The following is a 21771-nucleotide window of genomic DNA, read 5'->3' as shown; positions in this document are numbered from 1 at the left end:
AAACGCCGGCTCGATCCGCGGGGGCTAAATCGTCGCGGGGCTCGTACGTCCTGTCCTAGAGGTCGCATCAGGCGCGGCCGTCGGGGACAGGTGATTGCATGACCATAGCGGAACTCGTCACATTGACCGGCCAGCGTCGGCCTTTCGTCGCCCTTGCGGCCTCGGGCCGTCCGGTGGAGGTGCATGTCGGAGCGCAGTCCGTGCGGATTGCGGCGGGCGATGCCTCGGTCTCCCTTGGATGGCAGCGGCAGGGTGGCGGCGCATTGCTCACGGGCGCGCTCCTGGATCCACGCGCCGACATGCTGCTGCTGGCCGCGTGTGAAGCCCTTTTCGGCAGCTTCCCCGAACTCACCCATGTGGCTCTGGCGCCGGACCTCGCGCCGGCGGCCGTGGCGGGCCTGATCACCCACGGTCCGGCGCAACTCGTGGATGGCCTGCCACGCATCGAGCCGGACCTGCTCTGGCAGATGTCTGCACTATGGCTGCCCGGATCGGGCGGCGTATTCCCCCAGCGTCTGGTGACGGAGAACGGCATCCGCCATCCGCGGCGCCCTCCCATGCGGGACGGGCTACTCTACGCCCGCTTCATCCCCTGGCTCGGTCAGTCGATCACCTTCGAAACCGCCGATCCGGAGCGGCATCTTCCAGCCTTCCATCGCTGGATGAATGATCCGCGGGTTGCGGAGATCTGGGAGGAAACCGGCGATCTCGCGCAGCACCGGGCTTATCTGGAGGAGCGCCGCGCCGATCCCCACGTCGTTCCGGTGATCGGCAGTTTCGGCGGCGTGCCGTTCGGCTATTTCGAGCTCTACTGGGCCAGGGAGAACCGCCTCGGGCCGCATTACGAGGCTCAGGACTACGACCGGGGCTGGCACGTTCTCGTGGGCGAGGAGGCGTTTCGCGGCAAGGCCTACATCAGCGCCTGGCTGCCCTCGCTGATGCATTTCATGTTCCTCGACGATCCGCGCACCCAGCGCATCGTCGGCGAGCCGCGGGCGACCCATGCGCAGCAGATCCGCAATCTCGACCGCTCCGGCTTCGCCAAGGTCAAGCACGTGGATTTTTCCCACAAGCGGGCCCTGCTCGTGATGCTGCTACGGGAGCGCTTCTTCGGCGACCGCCTCTGGCAGCCGGATTTCGATGCCACCGCCCAGCCGGTGCTGCCGGCGGCGGCCCAGGCCGTACCGGCATGAGCGGAACGGGCGAGGATGGCGTGCGCTTCGCCGCGCCCCTCGATCTTGCCGATCCGCGCCTTGAGCGTCTCATCGTCCGCCTCGCCGTTCCTTCGGTGGCGGGGCTGTCGATCACGGCCCTGCATCACGTCGCCAATGCGGCGTTCGTCGGCCTGCTGAGCGGGCAGGCGCTGGCGGCGGTCAGCATCGCTGTGCCGATCTTCGCCCTCGTGGCCGCCATCGGCCATGGGCTCGGCATCGGCGGTGCTGCCAGCATCGGGCGCCTGCTGGGAGCGGGGGACGCGCTCGACGCCGGCCGCGCCGCGAGCGCGACGCTCGCCCTGTGCGTGCTGTTGGGGGGCGCGGCCGGCATCGGACTGTTCTGGGGCGCCGGCGGCGTGCTGGCGCTCTTCAGTCCGGGGCCGGACCTCGCGCCCATCGCAGCAACCTATCTCCGGCTGCTGGCCGTCTCGTGCCCTCTGCTTCTGGCGCAGATCGCATGCGACTTCATCGCCATCGCGGAAGGCAACAGCCGGTTCAGCATGTGGACGCTGCTCGGCGCGTTCGCACTCAATATCGTGCTCGATCCGCTGCTCATCTTCGGCTTCGGCCTCGGCGTCGAAGGTGCGGCACTCGCCACCATTCTGTCCCAGCTGGCCGCTCTCGCGGCCTACGGTCTCTATTTCGGCCGCCGCTGGGGCCGGGTGCGCCTCGGCGTCGGCAGGTTGGGCTTCAGGACGCGGCTGCTGCGCCCGATCCTCGCGGTGGGCGTGCCTGCCGGGCTGAGCAGCGCGCTGTCCGCTCTGGCCTTCGCTGTGGTGTACGCCATGGCCGGGATCCATGGCGGCGATGAGGCGGTGGCGGGGGTCAGCATCGCCTTCCGTCTGCTCACGCTCGGCCTCTTGCCGGTGATCGGCTTCTGCCTCGGGGCACAGCCGGTGCTCAGCTTCGCTGCCGGAGCGGGCGATCGGATCCGCCTGCGGGCGGCCACGCTCTTCATGGCGCGGGTCGCGCTCGGCTTCACGCTTGTCTATGCCGTGTCCATGATGCTGTGGTCGGCCCCGCTCGTGAGCCTCTTCACCGCCGATGCGCGCGTGGCCGACGTCGCGAGACGCGGGCTCATTCTCTTCCACGTCGGGTTCGCGCTGACCGGTCTGCATCAGGTTCTGGTGATCCTCCTCCAGGCCATGGAGCGGGCGCGTCTTGCGGCCGTCATCTCGCTGGCCCCGCAGGGGTATCTGCTGCTGCCGCTGCTTTATGGCGGCGCGGCTTTGTGGGGCATGGACGGCGTGCTCGCGGCGCCGCCGCTGGCCATGGGCCTCACCGCCCTGGTGTCCGCCGCCCTTCTCCTGCGCGAAGTGCGGCGCCTCCCGCCCGCCCGGTCGCGAAAGTCATCCCCGTCACTGGCCGCTGAAGGCGCTGGAGGTTCCGCATGAACAAGCCGCTCGATCACGAGGCCCTGCCGGCTCAGGGGGGCTGGAGCCGCGAGGTCAATCTGCTGGCGGCGGCGGTGCCGCCGATCTTCCAGACCTCGCTGTTCACCTTCGACACCTATGCCGACATGGCTGCGGTCTATGCCGGGCGCTCGCATCAGCTGATCTATTCGCGGGGCGACAATCCGACGGTGATGGCGTTCGAGCGGGCGGTGGCCGAGCTTGAGGGCGCGGAAGCGGGACGGGCCTTCTCCAGCGGCATGGGGGCCATCAGCGCCACCGTGCTCGCGCTTGTTTCGGCCGGCGACCGCATCGTCACCGTGCGCAACGTCTACAGCGATGCCTATCGTCTGTTCGAGCTGATGCTCTCGCGCTTCGGCGTCGTGGTGGACTATGTGGACGGCACGGATGCGGAGGCGGTCGAGGCCGTGCTGCCCGGTGCCAAGCTGCTCTATCTCGAGAGCCCCACCTCGCTGGCGTTCGAGCTTCAGGACATCGCCCGCCTCGCGCGGGTGGCCCGAACGCACGGCGTCGTGAGCGTGATCGACAACAGCTGGGCGACACCGCTCTTCCAGCGCCCCATCGCCCATGGTGTCGATCTGGTGGTCCATGCGGCCTCCAAATATCTCGGAGGTCATAGCGACACGGTGGCCGGTGTGGTCGTGGGCTCGGCCGAACTGGTCGGCCGGATCAACGCATCGAGCTATGCCTATCTGGGAGCCAAGCTTTCGCCCTTCGAGGCATGGTTGCTGCTGCGCGGCCTGCACACCCTGCCCATGCGCATGGCGCGTCACATGTCGAGTGGCCTTGCCCTTGCCGAGCGTCTGCGGGCGCATCCCGACGTGGAACTGGTCCGGCATCCGGCGTTCAGCGATCACCCCGGCCGCGCGAGTCTCAGCGGTTTCGCAGGCGTGTTCTCGTTCGAGGTTGGCGAGGCCATCGATGTCCCGGCTTTTGTCGATGCCTTGCGGCTGGTGCGCATCGGCGTCAGCTGGGGCGGGCCGGAAAGCCTCGTCGTGCCGGCCCTCGCCCCGCTGCAATTGGCCAAGGCCAATTGCTTCGCGCGGTTCGGCATCAGCCCGCGCCTGATCCGGCTGAGTGCCGGCGTAGAGGACGAGACGCTGATCTGGGCCGATATCGAGCAGGCGCTCCATGGCGCGCGTCGCTGATCGCCCCACGGCTGGCGGCGCTCCTGCCCTCAGGCGGCCGTCCGCCGGTCGATCTTGAGAGAGAGACGGACCGGGGCTGGCTTTGCGGCGGGCCGCCCGTCCCGGATGCCGGCGGGGGCTGGCAGCCGGAAGGGCAGGGGCTCCACGGCGCCCGAAGCCAGGTAGGCCCGGCAATGGGCGGTGGCATCGCGGATCATGAAGTTCACGAGCGTCGTGGAAACGCCCAGCGCAGCCGCAATCTCTTTCTGCGGGACGTCGTGAAGCCGGTGCTGGAGAAAGGCATATCGAGTTCGCCGCGGCAGTTCGTCCAGCGCGCCCAGGACATGAGCGACGATCTGGCGGCACGCGACGGAACCGAATGGGTCATCCAGGGGAGACGTCACGCTCTCGGCTTCGGCCTCGGGCGCCAGGTGGCGGCGTTCGAGCTGGCCCCGCCGCAGCCGGTCTATGGCAAGGTTGCGAACCATGCAGCAGGACAGGCGCAACGGCGAACCCATCTCCGGGCTGGCCATGGCGCAGGCCCGCACGGCCGCGTCCTGCACGACGTCCTCGGCAAGCTCGCGGGAGGACAAGACCCGTGTCGCAATACCGAGCAGCAGGGCACGGTTGCAGATCATGGTGCGCACCAGTTCGTTCGCAGCCAAGTCCTTTGGCTTCGTCGACATCGAAGGCTCCACGGTTGAGTATGAAACGGTGTCCTGATGGTCTCCTGGCCGTCAGCGGGGAGCGGCTCTGGGGCCTGCACGAAGGGCTGCCGGCGGTGTTGATAAACGCCGTTCGGTTAAGGCCAGCGCCGCGGCCATCAGGGCTTCAAATGGTCCGCTCCTGAAACGGCCCAGCCAGAGGCGGGCGAGGAGCGCGAGAAGAACAAACAGGAGGAATGCGAGTCCAAGAACGGCCTGAAGGCTGAGGCTGGCGTAAAGACCGGCGCCGTAGCCGAAGAAAATGAAGCCACCCAGGATACCTTGAAGCATGTAGATGCTGAGCGACATGCGCCCGCTTGCGGCGAAGAAGTCCGTCAGGCGCGGCGTGCGCTCCAGCAGGCGGAACAGCAGGGCGAAGATGACAAAACTGAGCATGGGAGCAAAAACCGGCCTCAGCACGAGCGTGGCGAGGAAAACATGCCCGCCGGCCCAATCCGCGGGCGCGAGGCACAGGGCGCCGTAGGCGAGGTTGCCCAGCAGCGCGGGCAGAAGCAGCACGCGTGCGATCCGCTCCAGCGAACTGAACCCGTCTCCTGCGGAAGCTATCCGCAAGCGGAATGCCGCCATGCCGAGACAGAAGGCGCTCATGGTCATCGGCCAGATGGCGGGGATGCTCATCTGCGAAAAGACGAGCCAGTCGAGCGCCCGCTGATGCGCCATGGCAACGAAGCCGCCGGACGAAAACAGCTGGATGCGGGCCTCTTCCGAAAGACCGGGACCCGTCTCGGCCGTCGCCACATAGATGGCAAAGAGCGCGTGCCCCAGGATGGCGACGATCCAGAACAGGAGGGCGGCCGAAAGCAGGGTCCGGGTCCGCAGGCGATGCAGCGGCAGCATCAGCAAGCCCAGCACGGCGTAGGGAAGCAGGATGTCCGCCTCGAAGACCAGCACGGCATTCAGGACGCCAAGCAGCCCGAGCAGCAGCATTCGAAACACGAAGCGCCGCGCGCCGTTCGCGCTCACCTGGGCGGCGGCCCCCATGCCGAACAGAAAGGCGAATATGAGAATGAACTTGTTCTCGAACAGTGCCTGAATGAACCAGGCGCTGAACGATCCGAGGTAGAAGGTGTCCGCGTGATGCCAACTGGCGCCGGCAAAACCGTAAGGCATGGCGAGGAAGGGCAGGTTGACCACGAGGATGCCCATCAGGGCGATGCCCCGCACCGCGTCGATCCGGGGATCGCGGGTGCGGGAAGCTGGCCGTGCCGTCTGGTTCGCTGTCATGCGGAGCCTCCGCTGGAGCCTGTCACCACTTGTATTTGAGCGTGCCGACCACCGTGCGGCCCTGCCCCAGATAGCAGGTGCCGGAGTTGCAGATTTCGGGCATCACGTTGGCGATGTTCGTGGCGCTCACGGACAGGCTGTAGCCCGTCAGCTTCTGGTTCAGCTTGCCGAGGTCGTAGCGCAGTGAGGCATCGAACATGGTGTAGCTGTTGTTGATCACGGTATTGGTGTTGTTGCCGTAAGTCTGGCCGATGTACCGCAGGCCGGCGCCACCGCTGAGTCCGAACAAGGGGCCGTCCTGCACCGTGTAGTTCAGCCAGGCCGTTGCAACATTGCGTGGCGTAACCGCCGGTACGCGCCCGACCTCTGCCGCGGTTGCGGACTGGAGAATCTCGGAGTCGGCATATGTGTAGGAGGCAATCGCCTCGACGCCGTTCGCCAGGCGCAGCCGTCCCTCGAACTCGAAGCCACGCACCTGGATCTCGCCGATGGACTGGTAATAGAGGAGGCCGCTGGTCGGGTTGATGCCGGCGTATTTCGGAGCGTTCTGCTCTTTGAGGTTGTAGCCGGCCAGCGTCATCGAGATGCGGTCGTCTGGCGAGATGTACTTTAAGCCGGCCTCATACTGTTCGGCGGTCGCCGGGGCGAGAATCTGGCCCTCATAGCCGAGGTTGCTGGTGGGCTGGAACGAGGTCGCATAGCTCACATAGGGCGCCCAGCCATTGTCGAAGAGATAGAGGAGGCCGGTGCTCCAGGTAAAGGCGTTGTCCTCCCGATCGCCGGTCACGAGGCCGGTATAGCCGTTGACCTGCGTGCGGCTGGTCCAGTCCTGACGTCCGCTGATGTTGAAGCGCCAGTTGCCCCAGGCGATCTGGTCCTGGGCATAGATGCCGACCTGATCGAAGTCCGTGATCGTGCGGGTGTTGATCGCGGGAGTGGGCCCCGTGATGCCGTAATAGGGCGCGAGGATATTGATGGCATAGGCGGCGTTGGCTGCAGCGGTGCCGCTGCCGAAATTGCTATGCATCTCGCCATAATCGAGGCCGATCAGCAGCGTGTGTCCAAGCGGCCCGGTCGCGGCATTGATCTGAAGCTGGTTGTCCACCTGGAAGGAAGACAGATCCTCCTCCACCGCCGCCGAGCCGCGCCGGTAGATGGGGGAAGCGGCGCTGGCGAACCCGCCGCCCGTGACGCCGCCGGTCAGATAGCGTCCGGTCAGGTCCGCCTGGCCGTAGCGCAGGTTCTGCCGGAACTCGAACATGTCGTTGAACTGGTGCTCGAACTTGTAGCCGACCTGATACTGTGTCTGCTTCTGATAGTCGTAATCCGGATCGCTGGCACGGACCTTGGTGACGTGGCTGTTCTTGTTGATCATGGCCACGTTTGCATCGGTCTCGTCCTTCTGCGCGAGGGCGAGGACTGTGAGCGAGGTCGTGTCATTGCGCCATGTGAAGGAGGGCGCAAGATAGAGCTCGTCGTCGGCGATGTCGTAATTGGTGTCCCCGGTCCGGCCGACGCCGACGATGCGATAGAGGAAGTTCTTGTTATCGGGCGCGGTGCCCCCGAGGTCGAACGCCGCCTGCAGGTGTCCGAACGTCCCGACCTCGCCGAGGATCTCGTGGATGGGCTGCCCGGTCGGCGTCTTGGAGATGCGGTCGATCAGGCCGCCGGGCGTGCCCTGGCCATAGAGCACGGAAGCCGGTCCCTTGATCACGTCGACACGCTCAAGGCCGTAGGTCTCCGTGGAGAACGTTGCGTAGCTGCCGGCATACTGGCGCAGGCCGTCGCGATAATCGCCGAGCGTGGTCACGGCGAAGCCGCGGATGTAGATCTGGTCGAAGCGCGGATCATAGCCGAATGCGCCGGTGGTCACGCCAGCGGTGTAGCGCACCGCCTCGGGCAGGTTCTGGACGCCGCGGTCATCCATCTCCTGGCGGGTCACCACGGAGACCGAGCGCGGCGTCTCGATGAGCGGCGTGTTGGTCTTCGTGCCGGCATCGCTCCGGGTGGCGATATAGCCGAAGGTGCCGTCGCCCTGCACGTCGATGGTGTCGAGAACGATGGTGCCCTCGCTGGAGATATTGGTCGCGGGCAGGACGTCCACGTTGCGCCGGATGGCAACGGTCGTCGGCCCGGTGAAACTGTAGCCGAGGCCTGTTCCCGTCAGCAGCCGCCCGAGGGCAACGTCTGCGGTCATTGTGCCGTTGACACCCGAAGTCTTCAGGTCACGCGTGATCTCGCTGGAGAACAGCACGCGCATGCCGGACGTGGTCGCCCACTGCGTCAGCGCCGCTGACAGCGGACCTGCGGGAATGGAGAAGGCAATGGCTCCCGCTTGGGTGACGGCGGGCGCGCTCTGGGCAAGGGCGGTGGTCGGCGCGATCGCCACCAGCGCGGTCGACGCCAGCAGCAGGGTACCCACCCAGGAATGGCAGGCGGTCTGCGGCTTAATGAAACTCCGCTCTGTATGGGCCGTCCGCGTTTGCACTTAAAACCCCCAGACTGATCTGCCGCACATCGTGGCCGCAAAGGCCGTTCGTTTGGGAAGACGCCGGAGGCGCGGGATGCGACACCCGCTCAGCAAACAATGGAGTGTTTCTTATCTGCGCCGTGTGAAGGGCTCGAGCGGGCGGGACGCATCACGCCGTATCAGGGTAAGCCATGGCAGTTGGTCGATGGTGACGGGCAGGGCGGCGGATAGAGCATCCAGCAGGGCCGCGGTGTCCGCGCTTTCGAATAATCCCGATACGGGCAGGCGCGCCAGTTCCCCATCCACGATCACGATGCGGCCGTGACGATAGCGGGAGATCTGCGCCACCACTTCGGCCAGCGGCCGATCTTGGAAGGCGAGAAGGCCGTTGCGCCAGGACATGCGGCTGACGACGTCGGCGGCATGCGGCCTGGCGAGGCCTCCGGCCCTGCTGAATTCGACCTCGCTGCCGGCATCGACGTCCACGTGGGGGCCATCGGTCTCGCGCGGATAGCACACCCGCACGGTATGTTCGCTGACGACGACATTCACCATATCGCCGCTACGGCTGATTTCGAACGCCGTTCCAAGGGCCCGCGCTGCCCCACCCCCGGCGTCGACGATGAAGGGGCGGTTCGGATCGGCCGCGACGCTGACGAAGATCCGCCCCTCCAGAAGCTCGATCCGCCGGGTCTTCGCCGAATAATGCAGGTTCAGGCTGGTCGCGGCATCGAGTTCGATGCGTGTTCCGTCCGCGAGGGTGTGCGTGCGGCGCTCGCCGACCGCGGTGCGCACATCCGCGAATAGGTCCCGGCGCATGCCTAAGAAGGCCGCGAGCCCGGCCCCTCCGACGAGCGCGATGCCGGCGCCGGCGAGTACGGAGCGGCGCGCGAGACCCGCACGCGGCCGGCGCAGAGCTGGGCCGATGCCGGCCCATACCCTTTCCGCCTGTTCCGCCGCCTTGCGTTCCGCCACCCCGCTGGCCCGCCAATCCTCATAGGCCGCCCAGTCGGCGTCGGTTTCCTGGCCCGAATGCAGGAAGACAAGCCATTCCAGGGCTTTCTCGGCAAGCGGCGCCATGGGCGCATCAAGTTCGGCCCGTGTGGCCGAGGGACAGTCTGGGCGTGTCATGGTCGCGTGCGGATTAACTGTGTCCTTGCACGAGAAGACGATCGAGATCCGCACGTCCCTACCGTAGAGGTGCAAAAACAAGAGAATGTGATCACAGCGCAGCATCTGGCGCCGCAAGGGCGTTCATGCAACGGCGCAGCGCGGACATGATGTATTTCGAAACCATGCTCGGGGATACACCCAGCCGACCGGCGATCTGCGCGTGGGTCAGGCCTTCCACACGGTTCAGCAGCAACGCCTGTCGGCAATTGGGCGAGAGTGTTTCCAGCGCCTCTTTCACCAGCCGAAACTCCTCACGGGTCTCCAGCAGTCGGTCGGGGAGCGGAGCCGGGTCGACCACGTCCTCCGTGATCTCGTCCCATGTCGCATGTATGCCCTGCCGGCGCTTGCGCCGGATGGTGTCGATCATCAAGTTACCGACGATGCGCCACAGGAAGAAGCGAGGGCTGTCCAGACGTGACGCGTCCGCGCGCTGAGCGTCCGCCGACAGGTAGCGGACAAAGGCGTCCTGCACGACGTCGGCCGCGGCTTCTCGGTCGCCCAGCTTACGATAGGCGAAGCGGTTCAGCTCCCGGTGATAGAGCCGGAATATCGCATCAAGATCAGAGACCGCCGTCGACGGTTGGTCGGAGATCGTCATGCCGGCCTGCAAGGCTACAGCGAGCTTCATCGCCCACCGATTGACGCTCGCAACGAATGGACTGCGCATAAAGCGCAAAGGCGCATGAATTGGATAGCTCAATAGAGCGTTACATTCAAATGTAATGATTTATATTCATTCCAATCTTAGATGTCCTTTCCGTGCTGTGCCGAGGCCCGATTGCCCCCATGCAGAAAATAATGCGCCGGGGTGTTGGAATCTGCGCGCGCGACGTCTTGCTTCCGAGAGATCGTGAGCCTGAGGTATGACGTTGAAATTCTCTTCCGAGTTCGTCTCCGAGTGCATCTTGCCACCGGATGGCGATGACCCGCTGTTCCAACTGGAGAATGTCGGCTTTGCTGTAGCCGGGCGCGATCTCGTTCGCGGGGTTTCGATCAGGCTGGCGGCCCGGCGGGTGGTGGCTCTGATCGGCCATAACGGCTCCGGCAAGTCAACGCTGATCAAGATGCTTGCCGGCCAGTTGGTCCCAACGTCTGGCCGCGTGTGCCTGGCCGGTCGGCCGGTGCCTGAGTGGAGCGCCCGGGCCTTCGCGCGCAAGGTCGCCTATCTTCCGCAGCAGATTCCCGTGGCGGATGGCATGCTGGTGCGTGAGCTGGTGTCACTGGGCCGCTACCCCTGGCATGGCGCGCTGGGCCGGTTCGGGACAGAGGACCGGAGGAAGGTTGATGAGGCGCTCGTCCTCACGGGCATGGACGGGTTGTGTGAGCGGCAGATCGAGACGCTTTCTGGGGGAGAGCGGCAGAGGGCTTGGATCGCTATGTTGATCGCTCAGGATGCCGAATGCCTGCTCCTCGACGAACCCACATCCGCGCTCGATATCGCTCATCAGATTGAGGTGCTCGGCCTCGTGCGGACTCTGGCGCGCCAGCGCCAGCTCGGCGTGGTTGTTGTTCTACATGACGTGAACATGGCAAGCCGATTTTGTGATGAGATCGTCGCCATGAAGAGTGGTGAGATGATCGTTCGAGGCCGACCTGAAGACATCATGCAGCCGGACCTGTTGAAGATAATCTATGGCGTGGACATGACTGTGGTGCAGCATCCCGGGGCCGGGGCAAGCGTCTGCATCGTGGATTAGAAATACTTCGGTAAAATTCTGACGGCGGCATCGTTTTTAGGGTTCCCGCTGGGCGATTCTGCGAGCGGGCGCATCAGAAATTAAAAGAGGAACTCGGTCTCGATCATTTCGAGGGGCGATCGTGGACGGGGCCGCACCGTCACGCGCTCATGACCATGACCGCCTATGCCTTCCTTCCAATCTCGGCGCCTCAAGCAGGCACGGAACAGGATGCTGCCACCCGTCGAGTTCGAGCGGCAGCACAAGGCGAAAGCTGACGGCGTCTGGAAAACGAGGAGCGGTTCAAGGTGACATGGCGACCGACACCCAGAAACGCCACGGCGGCCGCACAGATCAAGCGCTTGTTTGGCCAGATATAAACGCCTTTGGATCTCGCGAAATGGCGAGGAGTTTAGGTGCCTGACCGCGTGCGGGTGGCGAGGGATGCGTGGTCCGCAACAGATCGTACGCCGATCGAACTCGCCGCTTCCCGCTGCCCCTGTCGCGAGGCCGAAAGGAAGGTCAGGAAAATGACAGTATAGAAGCGCATCAGAACCGGCATCAAAGCCGGCCCGGCCCGGTATCCGCCCCGGCCCGGTTCGCCGCATACGAGATTTTGCGCCTCCGCGAGTTGCAGGACATTGGCGATGTGCGCGCGGGATACCGAGAACTGGCGCGCGAGCTGGGAGATGGACATAGGCCCGCCACTGGCGACGAAGGACACCAGCGCGACGAGGCCGACATCCCGTTCCGCAATGGTTCGTAATTCCGGGGTCGCCTCGAAGACCCGCACGCCCTGCCTGAAGCACTCAGCCATGACGTGTGTGCACGGACCGAAGAGGACTTCGTCCGGCAGGACGCTGGCGGCAGCAGCGGCCGGCGCGTCAACATGAGCGATGGCGGAGAACATTCCGTTCCAGCGCTCTCGATGCGTCTGCAGCAGCGTCGCGCTTGGCATCAGGCGTCGTTCTTTGGCGGGAGAGTGAGGGGCAGCCATCAGCAGGTGCTTGAACCGCAGCGCGGCGAGGAAGGCTGTGGCGCGCCCCGGACTGCACACATCAAGGTCCACGACTTCGCGGCGCAGCCGCGCTCCCGTCACGCCCCTGCCGCCACTCTCATTGAAATGCAGATCGAGGATGAGCAGCACCGCCAGAAGGCGCCCGCGATCATTCAGCAGGCGGTTGCGAAGCCAGTTACCGTCATAAAGACGAACGGCGTTACCGGCTGCCGCGCGGACGGCCGCCGGCAAGCCCGGCGCCAGCATGAGATCGTCAATTGCCCTGGCGCCAAACACTCTGACGATCGCCTCGGGAAAGGACGCGGCAGGCGCCAATGCCGCGCTGTTGGTCGAACTCTCGTCCTGCATGTGCGATCTGACGATTCCAATCTGTGGCGTTGCGTATCACACGCGGGGGCACCAGACCTAACCCTGAGATATTTCATCACGTTGAGGAATGCGGAAGGATCCGGTGTTCCTTGGCTCTGACCGAGGCGCAGGGATGGTTCGTCCGACATTGTTCTCGCGGAAGACACGGAAGGTCCCCGGCCCTCTGGCGTTGTCGCTGCAGGTCCTCCTGTCGTCGGTCGCGCTCTGTGCCTTGACGGTCCCGGCGGCCGCCCAGACCAGCAATGCCACGATCGGTCCATCCTATGTCTATAACCCGAGCGTATCAGGCACCCCGGGCCAAGGCGGGTATGGCTGTCCGATCAACAATCTGGTGTCAAACGTCAGCGGAGGGGGCCAAGGCGGCACCGGAACCCCTGTCTCTGAGAGCTATGTTGATGACCTGGCTGCTCCTGCTAATGGCGGGGTGACGTACGTCATCGCGGGCAGCACCGGCGGTGCCGGCGGGGTTGGCGGTGGCAGCGCCAATTCTGTCATCTGCACCGGCGCAAACTCCAATGGCGCCTCGGGCGGCCAAGGTGGCAATGGGGGCATGGTCACCATTACGACCACGGGCGGGTCCGGCAGCAACACCTTCTCCAGCACCGGAATCTACGTCTATAGCGCCGGTGGCATCGGCGGCGCCGGGGGCAGTACGGACACCGACAACGGCCAAGGTGGCGGCGGTGGCATCGGGGGAGCCGGCGGCCAGGCACAATTGACCAATTGGACTCCCTTCTCCACGCAGGGATCTGGTTCCGTCGGCATCGCCGTCATCAGTCTGGGCGGCAATGGTGGTGTGGGTGGCGGCGGTGGTCCCGGCGGCAGGGGCGGCAATGGCGGCGCCGGTGGGGATGGTGGCAGCGTCATTCTCACGAATTATGCAGCCGTCGAGGCCCAGAAGGCCATCGTGATCTATGCCCAGAGCGTTGGCGGCTACGGCGCCGATGGCGGAGGTGGCGGAAACGGCTACTGGATCTTCACCGGTAGCGGCTCCGGCGGCGCCGGGGGATACGGTGCGGGAGCGGGAACGGTCAGCGTCACCAATTCCGGCGCCCTGACGTCCGGGGGGCTGGGATCGCGGGGCATTGAAGCCCAGTCCGTGGGCGGCGCCGGCGGCGATGCCGGCGTTTCGCAGGGGCTCAACGCGATCGGCGCCAATGGCGGTCCGGCGGGAAACGGCAGCACCGTCACGATCATCAATTCCGGCACCATCACGCTGACCAACGCGTCGGCCGTCGGCATTGCCGCCCAGTCCATCGGCGGCGGTGGTGGCTCTGGCGGATTGGCCTTCAGCAGCGGCGTGGCCGGGGTTCTGATCGGCGGCAGCGAAGCGGGGGGCAATGGCGGCGGCGGCGGCTATGCGAGCACCGTGTCGGTCGCCAACAGCGGCAACATCTGCACCGGAAATTCTTGCAACAGCGGCGTGGCGCCCACCAGTAGCGCCGGCGGCGCCTTCGGCATCCAGGCGCAATCCATCGGCGGCGGCGGCGGGAATGGCGGTTTCGGCGTCGCGACTTCCATTTCAGGCACCGACTTCGCCGTGGGTGGCGCGGGAGGCACCGGCGGTGCGGGCGGGAACGTGTTCGTCACCAATACCGGCAGCATCAGCACGCAGGAAATCAACTCCGCAGCCATTCTGGCCCAGTCCATCGGCGGCGGCGGCGGTTCGGCCGGCGGCGCAGTGTCGATGGACCTGACGACTGCCGCCTCGATTTCTCACGGCGGCTCGGGCGGCTCGGGCGGCAGCGCCAATGCGGTGACCGTGAACTGCACGAGCGGGGATTCGGGCGCGAACTACGGCGCTGCCTGCACCACCAACGGCGCCCTGATGCTGTCGTCGTTCAACCGCGGCACCATCACCACCAACGGCACCGGCTCGGCAGGCATTGTCGCCCAGTCCCTCGGCGGCGGCGGCGGGCATGGCGGCTATTCGGTCTCGCTGTCCACTGACGCATATGCAGGCGCGGCCTTCTCTCTGGCGGTGGGCGGCTCTGGCGGTACGGGCGGCGATGGCGGAAACGTCTTCGCGGGGACCGGCGGGGTGGGCATCACCACCTATGGCACGGATTCGCCCGGCGTCGTGGCGCAGTCGATCGGCGGCGGCGGCGGCAATGCCGGGGCCAGCATCGCCAGCAGTATCTCGGCGGCGGCCTCCGTCGCCCTGGCTCTTGGGACCACGGGCGGCTCCGGTGGCTTTGGCAGCACGGCCGCAGCGGTCAACCAGGGCAGCATCATCACCACATCGGGGGATCGCTCGCCGGGCCTGCTCGCCCAATCCATCGGTGGCGGGGGCGGCAATGGCGGCGCGGCCATTTCGGCAAGCGCCAGCACGGGGGTGGGCGTGAGCCTCGCGCTCGGTGGGACGGGCGGCGATGGAGGCACCGGCGGCTGGGCCTATGCCTATAACGGTACGAATTCCGGTCCCGCAGGCCCCACCGACATCACCACCTACGGCTACCAGTCCAGCGCCATTGCCGTCCAGTCCATTGGCGGCGGCGGCGGCAATGGCGGCTACACCACGTCGCTTACCCTCTCGCTGGGGCCGGGGCTTGGCGCCAGCATCGGCGGGCTGGGCGGAAGCGGCAACTATTCCAACACCGTCTTCATCGAAAATGCGGCAGGCACGCTCACCGCGTCGGGCGGTGGCGCGGCGATCATCCTCGGCCAGTCCATTGGGGGCGGCGGCGGCAATGGCGGCTTTGCCGCCAGCGGCAATGCCAGCCTCGGGGGCGCGGCCACACTGGCCGTGGGCGGCAGTGGCGGCGCGGGTTCATCCGCGAACACGGTCTCGATCACCAATTACGGTGCCATCGTTTCGCAGGCAACGGCGGTGGAAACCACGTTCCAGACAGTCCCGACCACCACCTATGTCAGCCAGACAACGACGACGTACGAACCAGGGTGGGTGTGTAACGAAGTCTGCGGTCCGGGACTGGTGCCGGTCACTACTACCACGCAGGTTCCGGTGACCACCTATTCCACCGTTCCCACGACGCAGACCGTGGTCAGTGGCGCGTCCATCTATGGCAATGCGCCCGGCATCCTCGGCCAGTCCATCGGCGGTGGCGGCGGTTCAGGCGGATTTGCGGTGGGTGGCTCGGTCTCCGGAGCGGGCACCGCCAGCCTGGAAGTCGGTGGCTCCGGCGGCAACGGCGGGACGGGCGCCGCGGTCACCATCGCCAACTACAACAACATCACGCTGATCGGCTCCCTGTCGGCCGGCATCGTTGCCCAGTCCCTCGGTGGCGCAGGCGGCACCGGCGGCTTCGTGGTGGCTGCCGGCCTGTCGTCCGGCGCCAGTGCCACGACCGCCATCGGTGGCGGCGGGGGCAGTGGCGGCACGAGCGGTGCGGTGACCATCAACCATGAGAACGGTGCCATCACCACCAATGGCGATCAGTCTGCCGCCATCATCGCCCAGTCCATTGGCGGTGCGGGTGGCAGCGGCGGCTGGGATATCGCCGGGTCGCTGGCCAGTGTCGGAGCGGCGAGCGTGGGCCTCGGCGGCAGCGGCGGCGGTGGCGGTACGAGCGGTGCGGTGACGGTCACCGCAGACGGGGCCTTGGCCACCAATGGCCTGATTTCGCCGGGTGTTCTGGCGCAGTCCATCGGCGGCTCCGGTGGCAATGGGGGATTCAGCGCCGGCGCGGCGGGGGCCATCGTCTTTGCATCCGATGTCATTCTTGGGGGCGGCGGCGGCACGAGCGGCAGCGCGGGCAACGTCACCGTGACCGCCACCGACGCCATCACCACGCTGTTCTCCCAGTCACCCGGCATTCTCGCGCAGTCCGTTGGCGGCTCGGGCGGCACTGGCGGCTTTGCCATTGCCGGGGCCGGTGCGACCGGCGGCGGCGATGCCAACGTGTCAGTGGGCGGTGCCGGTGCGACCGGTGGGGGCGGCGGCAGCGGCCAGAGGGCCGGCGGCGTCACCGTCGTCGCAGCCGACATCACCACCAATGGCTATCTCTCCGCCGGTATTCTCGCCCAGTCCATCGGCGGCGCCGGCGGCAATGGCGGGTCGAGCCGTGCCTTCAGCCTTTCAGGCGCCAGCGAAAGCACGGACGGCGCGGCGGCCAGCGTCGCCATCGGCGGTGGCGGATCCTCGGGCGGTGATGCCACCTTTGTGCAGGTGACGCAGAATGGCTTGATCCTCACAGGCTCATCCGGCGTCTTCAGCGACCAGTCGCCCGGTATCCTCGCGCAATCCATCGGCGGCTCGGGCGGCAATGGCGGTTCGGCGGATGCGAATGCCGCCTCGACCACCGCCTCGGTCGCCCTTGCCATTGGCGCGAGCGGCGCCAATGGCGGGAGCGGCGGCAATGTGAGCGTCAGCAGCAACCAGAATGGCGGGGGCGGCATCACCACGACAGGGCTGCATTCCTCGGCCATTTTCGCCCAGTCCGTCGGCGGGGGCGGCGGCAATGGCGGCTGGACGCAGGCGACCGCCTCCAGCAACAATTATGCAGCCGGTATTGCCATTGGCGGGTCCGGTCAGGGCGGGGGTGGTGGAGGCACGGTCAACGTAACCAGCGGCGGTGCGCTGGCGACCTCCGGCGCGCTGTCCTACGGCATCTTCGCCCAGTCCATCGGCGGAGGCGGCGGCAATGGCGGGGCGGCGTCCAGCACCACCGATGCAGGCCAGGGACAGGAACTGCAGGGCGGCGTCACCTCCGTCGCGGGGGCCGGCGCGGGCCAGACCGCGAGCAATGTCAGCTCCGCGTTGTCCGGCACCTCCGGCACCGGGCCGGATAACGGCAATGGCAATGCCGCCAACGGGATCGCGGTGGCCGTGACCCTTGCCGGCTTCGCCGGGGCGGGCGGCGCCGGGTCGACGGTGACCGTCACGAGCAGTTCCAACATTTCGACGGGCGGAGACCAGTCCACGGCGATCTTCGCGCAGTCGGTGGGCGGTGGCGGCGGCAGCGGCGGATCGAGCAGCGCCAATTCCAGCGGCAGCTCCTATGCGGCCTCCTTCACCCTCGGCGGAGGCGCCGGACCGGGGGGCGCCGGCGGCGATGTCACGGTGGGGTCCACCGGCTTCATTCTGACCACAGGCCTCCAGGCCGCAGGCATCTTCGCGCAGTCCGTGGGTGGCGGCGGCGGCCTGGGCGGGTCCTCCTCCAGCACCGCCTCCAGCGGCGGGCAGGCCGCGGTCAGCATGAGCCTCGGCGGCAGCGGCGGCAATGGCGGAGACGGCGGCATCATCACCGTCAATTCGGGGGGTACGTCAACTTACATCAACACGCTGGGGCCGAACGCGGCGGGGATCTTCGCGCAATCGGTGGGCGGCGGCGGCGGGTCCGGTGGATCCAGCAGCGCGGCCGCCAGCGCACCGGGCTCATCCGGTTCCGGCGGCAGCGCATCCAGCGCCACAGGCAGCCTGTCCGGTTCGGCAACCGGTTCAAGCACCGCTTCGGCGGCAGGAGAAAACGGCGGCAAGCCCGGCGCGCAATCCGGAAGCGACGGCGGGTATTCGCTGGCCATGAGCCTCGGCGGCAGCGGCGGGCAATCCGGCAATGGGAACACCGTTACCGTCACCAACACCTATGGGATTCTCACGGGATTCAGTCTCGCGAGCGGGACCAGGAGCCTCGTTCCCGCCGATAACTCGCCGGCCATCTTCGCCCAATCGGTGGGCGGCGGCGGGGGCAATGGCGGATCCTCCACCACCAACAGCTCGGCGGGCGAATACAGCGCCTCCCTGTCGCTCGGTGGCAATGGTATGGCCGGTGGCACGGGCGGCACTGTCACGGTCACCACCATCGGCACCCTCCAGACGACGGGTGCCAACTCCGCTGGTGTTTTTGCCCAGTCGGTGGGTAATGGTGGCGGCAATGGCGGATCCTCCACCACGACCTCGTCTTCAGGCGGTGCCCTTTCCCTGGCGCTGGGCCTCGGCGGCAGCTCGTCGGGCGGCGGGGGCGGCGGAGAGGTGACTGTCACCGTGAATGCGTCCGGCGCGTTCCAGAACGATCCGGGCATCAGCACGCAGGGCTTTAATTCCCATGGCATCTTCGCCCAGTCGGTGGGCGGCGGCGGCGGCTCGGGCGGCGTTCTTGTTTCGGCGGCGACAGGGCCGAGCAGCACTGGCGGGACCGGCAGCAGCAGCGCGGCTTCGAGCACCTCGACGTCCGCCTCCACCACTGACGGTGTCGCTCTGGCAGTGGGTCTGGGCGGATCGGGAAGCGCCGGGGGCAGCGGTGACACGGTGCAGGTCACGTCGAACGTGCAAATCAGCACACAAGGCGCCAATGCAGCCGGCATTTTTGCCCAGTCCGTCGGCGGAGGCGGCGGCGCGGGCGGCGCCAGCACGGTAAATGCCAGCAACAGCAGCTATGCGCTGGCCTTCGGTCTCGGCGGATCGGGCGGCGGAGGCGGCGCGGGCGGTGAGGTCACGGTGAACGCCAATGCGGCAATCACCACCGGAGGCATTCAGGCCTATGGCCTGCTGGCGCAGTCCGTGGGCGGCGGCGGTGGAACGGCGGGGGCCGCGACCAGCGGCGCCTCGGGCGGATCTGACGCCTCCTTCAGCATGGCGCTCGGCGGCAGTGCCGGCAGTGGCCAGACCGGCGCCGCCGTGACGGTGACAGCGGCAGAGACGATCACCACCACGGGCGCCGCAGCGGTGGCGATCATCGCCCAGTCCATCGGTGGCGGCGGGGGCCTCGGCGCCGCCAGTTCGTCCACCTTCAGCAGTGCCGGCGTCAGCGGAACGCTCACTTTGGCGGGGATAGGCGGCAGCGGCAATGATGGCGGGAGCGTCACGGTTACGGCAGCCGGCCTTTCGACCTCCGGTACCGCCGCCTTTGGCATTCTCGCCCAGTCGATCGGTGGCGGCGGCGGTGCCGCCAGCGTCAGCACAAGCTCGGTCGTGACGAGTGGGCTCTCCACGACGCTGGGCGGTTCGAGCGGCGGCGCGGGCGGCACGGTGAGCGTGTCCACCACCGGAGCCATCTCCACCACCGGCAATGCGGCGATCGGCATTCTCGCGCAAAGCATCGGCGGCGGCGGTGGCGTCGCGAATGGCGGCGGCAGCATCACCTTCGCCGGCTCCTCGACTGCCTCCAATGGCGGCAGCGTGACGGTGAACGTGAACGCTTCACTCACCACGTCGGGCACCAATGCGGTGGGGGTTCTGGCGCAGTCGATCGGCGGGGGCGGTGGTGTGGCGGTCTCGGACGGACAGTCGACCAACTGGAGCGGGCCCACGGCCGGGTCTGGGACGGGCGGGTCTGTGACGGTGAATGTGAGCGCGCCGATCAGCACGACGGGGGCTGGCGCCTATGGCGTGATCGCCCAGTCGGTGAGCGGGGGCGGCGGGCTTGTGATGAACGGCACCACCATGGAGCTGGTGAACGGCGCCAATGTGCTGGTGAACGGCAGCGCCCTCATCTCCGGCAAGGCGGCGGTCTATGTGCTGACCGGCGGCTCGGTCACCGCCAGCGGGGTAGGCGGCACGGGCATCTCGGCCCAGGGCAATGGCGACCCCATCATCACCCTCGCGCCCGGCACCCGCGTCACCGGCGGCCCCTCGGGCACCGCCATCGCCAGCGACGGCACCGAGACCTACATCACCTCCTACGGCACCCTCTCCACCCTGGACGGGGCCAACGGGCTCGCCATCCGCACCAGCACGGGCTTCGCGCAGATCGTCAATGGCGGCAGCCTGACCGGCAATCTGGCGCTCACGCCCGGCGCCGCCAACAGCGTGACCAACCTTGGCAGCGGAACGCTCTGGGCGGGCTCCTCGCTGGATCTCGGCGGGCCGGCGGGCGTGCTGACCAATGCCGGAATGGTGCGCAGCGCCTTCTCCGCGCTCGGCACCACCACGATCAACGGCGCGCTGGTGCAGACATCGAGCGGCGTGCTGGCGATCCGGGCGGACCAGCTCTCGGGCCAGTCCGACCGTTTCCTGGTGTCGGGTGATGCGCGCCTCTCGGGCAGCGTCCGCGCGATCTTGGACAATCCGGCCCGCGCCATGCCCGGCCATTTCGACACGCCCTTCCTGTCGGTGGCGGGCACGCTCAGCACCGACAGCCTGACGGTGTCGGGCGACACCGCGATCCTCGACTTCTCTGTGGCGAACATCGCAAGCGGTTTGAGCCTCGGCACGACCATCAACTTCACACCGTCCGGCCTGTCGGCGCGTGGGCTGACGACCGGCGCGTTGATCGGCGAGATCCAGACGAGGGGCTCCTCGCTCCTGTTCGAGAGCATTGTCCCCACCCTCCTGCAGGTGACCACGGTGCCGGGATTGGAGCAGTCCTATGAGTCGGTGGGCGGCGGTGCCGTGTCCCTGGTGCCCACCGCCACGATCAATGCCGCTTCCGCCGCCATGGCCGGCATCACCACCCAGATGGACCGCTGGCGGCAGGGCCTGCGGCCCGCCTCCACCGCCCTTGGCTATGCCGCCCCCGAGCGCGGCGATGACGTCGGGGGGACCGCCACGTCCGGAACGGGAGGGCACTATTTTTGGGGCTCGACAATCGCGAGCCTCACCACCGGCAGCGGCCTGTCCGGCTCCACCATCGGCGGCATTGCGGGCCTGGACGGCGAACTCTCCGGTCTGCCCGCGCTCGCGGGGGCCGCTGTGAGCTTTTCTTCCACCAACATTTCGGCGAACGCCTATGGCGCCGTGGTCTCCAACAGCTATGGCAGCTTCAGCCTGTACGGCCTTTACCAGGCCGGGCCGGCCTATATGTCGGCGGTTGCGAGTGTCGGCTACGCCAGCTCCAATTTCGATCGCAACCTCTACAATCTCGGCCTGAACCTCGCCACCGACAGCGGGCTGGACGGCTGGATCCTCGCGGGGCGTTTTGAAGCGGGCTACAGCTTCGGTCTCGGCGCCACAGGCGCGAGCCTCACCCCGTTCATCGCATTCCAGCCCGCGCAGCTCTGGCTGGGTTCGGGATCCGAGATGTTCTCCCTCGGGGCGGGCATCTCCTATCAAAATACCGCAATTGCCGCTTTGCCTCTCTATGTGGGCTTTCAGTTGGACGGCGTCTGGACGGCGCCCAATGGCCAGCAGATCGCGCCTTATCTGCGGGCCGCGTGGATGCACGACTTCAGCCCGGACCGGGACGTGCCACGGAGCTTCGCGGAACTGCCGACATTCTCCTTCTCCGGCACCTCAATCCCCACCGTGAGCAATGCGGCGGATCTGCATGCGGGCCTGCAATTCCTCGCCAGCCCGACCACCACATTGTCCGCGAGCTTCGACGCCCAGATTGCCGAGGGCTATTCCACGTTCGGCGCCACGGGCAGCTTCCGGGTGAGGTGGTGAGCTACACAGCGACCCATGCCCATGGGAGTTTCACAGGAGGGTCGGGAGCTCTCGCCGGTGATCGATCCGCGCTTCGGCTT

The 21771-nt window shown here is 67.1% G+C and carries 11 protein-coding genes and 1 pseudogene; 6 read left to right on the top strand and 6 right to left on the bottom strand.

The features are described from left to right. Window positions 1-98: 98 nt before the first annotated feature. The 3 genes from DFO45_RS15315 to DFO45_RS15305 are packed head-to-tail and all read left to right on the top strand — an operon-like array spanning window position 99 to window position 3774. A complete protein-coding gene (locus tag DFO45_RS15315) occupies window positions 99-1193 on the top strand; it encodes a GNAT family N-acetyltransferase (protein ID WP_133865548.1) in 1095 nt (364 codons plus the stop codon). Next, window positions 1190-2608 carry an MATE family efflux transporter gene (locus DFO45_RS15310; protein ID WP_133865547.1) on the top strand — a complete coding sequence of 473 codons (1419 nt, stop codon included), beginning with the start codon at window positions 1190-1192 and terminating at the stop codon, window positions 2606-2608. The genes DFO45_RS15315 and DFO45_RS15310 overlap by 4 nt, the downstream gene beginning before the upstream one ends. Further along, window positions 2605-3774, top strand: coding sequence for a PLP-dependent transferase (locus DFO45_RS15305; RefSeq protein WP_133865546.1), 1170 nt, complete (start codon window positions 2605-2607; stop codon window positions 3772-3774). The genes DFO45_RS15310 and DFO45_RS15305 overlap by 4 nt, the downstream gene beginning before the upstream one ends. Window positions 3775-3803: 29 nt before the next feature. Here the strand turns inward: DFO45_RS15305 and DFO45_RS15300 are convergent, their stop codons facing one another. The 5 genes from DFO45_RS15300 to DFO45_RS15280 all read right to left on the bottom strand — a co-directional run bounded on the left by DFO45_RS15300 (window position 3804) and on the right by DFO45_RS15280 (window position 9943). After that, window positions 3804-4439 (bottom strand): sigma-70 family RNA polymerase sigma factor, encoded by a 636-nt coding sequence (locus tag DFO45_RS15300; RefSeq protein WP_133865545.1) that lies wholly within the window; start codon window positions 4437-4439, stop codon window positions 3804-3806. A 51-nt stretch (window positions 4440-4490) separates the two neighbouring features. Then, a complete protein-coding gene (locus tag DFO45_RS15295) occupies window positions 4491-5624 on the bottom strand; it encodes a DUF418 domain-containing protein (protein ID WP_166657152.1) in 1134 nt (377 codons plus the stop codon). Window positions 5625-5724: 100 nt separating this feature from the next. Then, entirely contained in the window at window positions 5725-8124 is a 2400-nt protein-coding gene (locus DFO45_RS15290; RefSeq protein WP_133865543.1) for a TonB-dependent siderophore receptor, read from the bottom strand. A gap of 177 nt (window positions 8125-8301) precedes the next feature. Continuing rightward, on the bottom strand, window positions 8302-9252 hold the full coding sequence (locus DFO45_RS15285; protein WP_166657151.1) for a FecR domain-containing protein: 951 nt from the start codon (window positions 9250-9252) through the stop codon (window positions 8302-8304). Window positions 9253-9394: 142 nt separating this feature from the next. Beyond that, on the bottom strand, window positions 9395-9943 hold the full coding sequence (locus DFO45_RS15280) for a sigma-70 family RNA polymerase sigma factor (protein WP_133865541.1): 549 nt from the start codon (window positions 9941-9943) through the stop codon (window positions 9395-9397). Between the two features lie 265 nt (window positions 9944-10208). On the opposite strand from DFO45_RS15280, the gene DFO45_RS15275 reads away from it, so the two are divergent. After that, window positions 10209-11042, top strand: a complete 834-nt coding sequence (locus tag DFO45_RS15275; protein WP_133865540.1) for an ATP-binding cassette domain-containing protein — start codon at window positions 10209-10211, stop codon at window positions 11040-11042. A 59-nt stretch (window positions 11043-11101) separates the two neighbouring features. Further along, window positions 11102-11299, top strand: a pseudogene (locus DFO45_RS25255) (IS701 family transposase); the annotation flags it as partial. Between the two features lie 134 nt (window positions 11300-11433). On the opposite strand, the gene DFO45_RS15270 reads toward DFO45_RS25255, so the two are convergent. Next, window positions 11434-12387, bottom strand: a complete 954-nt coding sequence (locus DFO45_RS15270) for a hypothetical protein (protein ID WP_245518111.1) — start codon at window positions 12385-12387, stop codon at window positions 11434-11436. A gap of 571 nt (window positions 12388-12958) precedes the next feature. Between DFO45_RS15270 and DFO45_RS15260 the strand changes: the two genes are divergently transcribed. After that, on the top strand, window positions 12959-21691 hold the full coding sequence (locus tag DFO45_RS15260; RefSeq protein WP_166657150.1) for an autotransporter outer membrane beta-barrel domain-containing protein: 8733 nt from the start codon (window positions 12959-12961) through the stop codon (window positions 21689-21691). The last annotated feature ends 80 nt before the right edge of the window (window positions 21692-21771 follow it).

Origin of the sequence: Azorhizobium sp. AG788 (genome assembly GCF_004364705.1) — a bacterium.
Taxonomy (GTDB): Bacteria; Pseudomonadota; Alphaproteobacteria; order Rhizobiales; family Xanthobacteraceae; genus Azorhizobium; species Azorhizobium caulinodans.
Note: the sequence above shows the minus strand (reverse complement) of the source record. Positions and strands in the feature narration are given on the sequence as shown.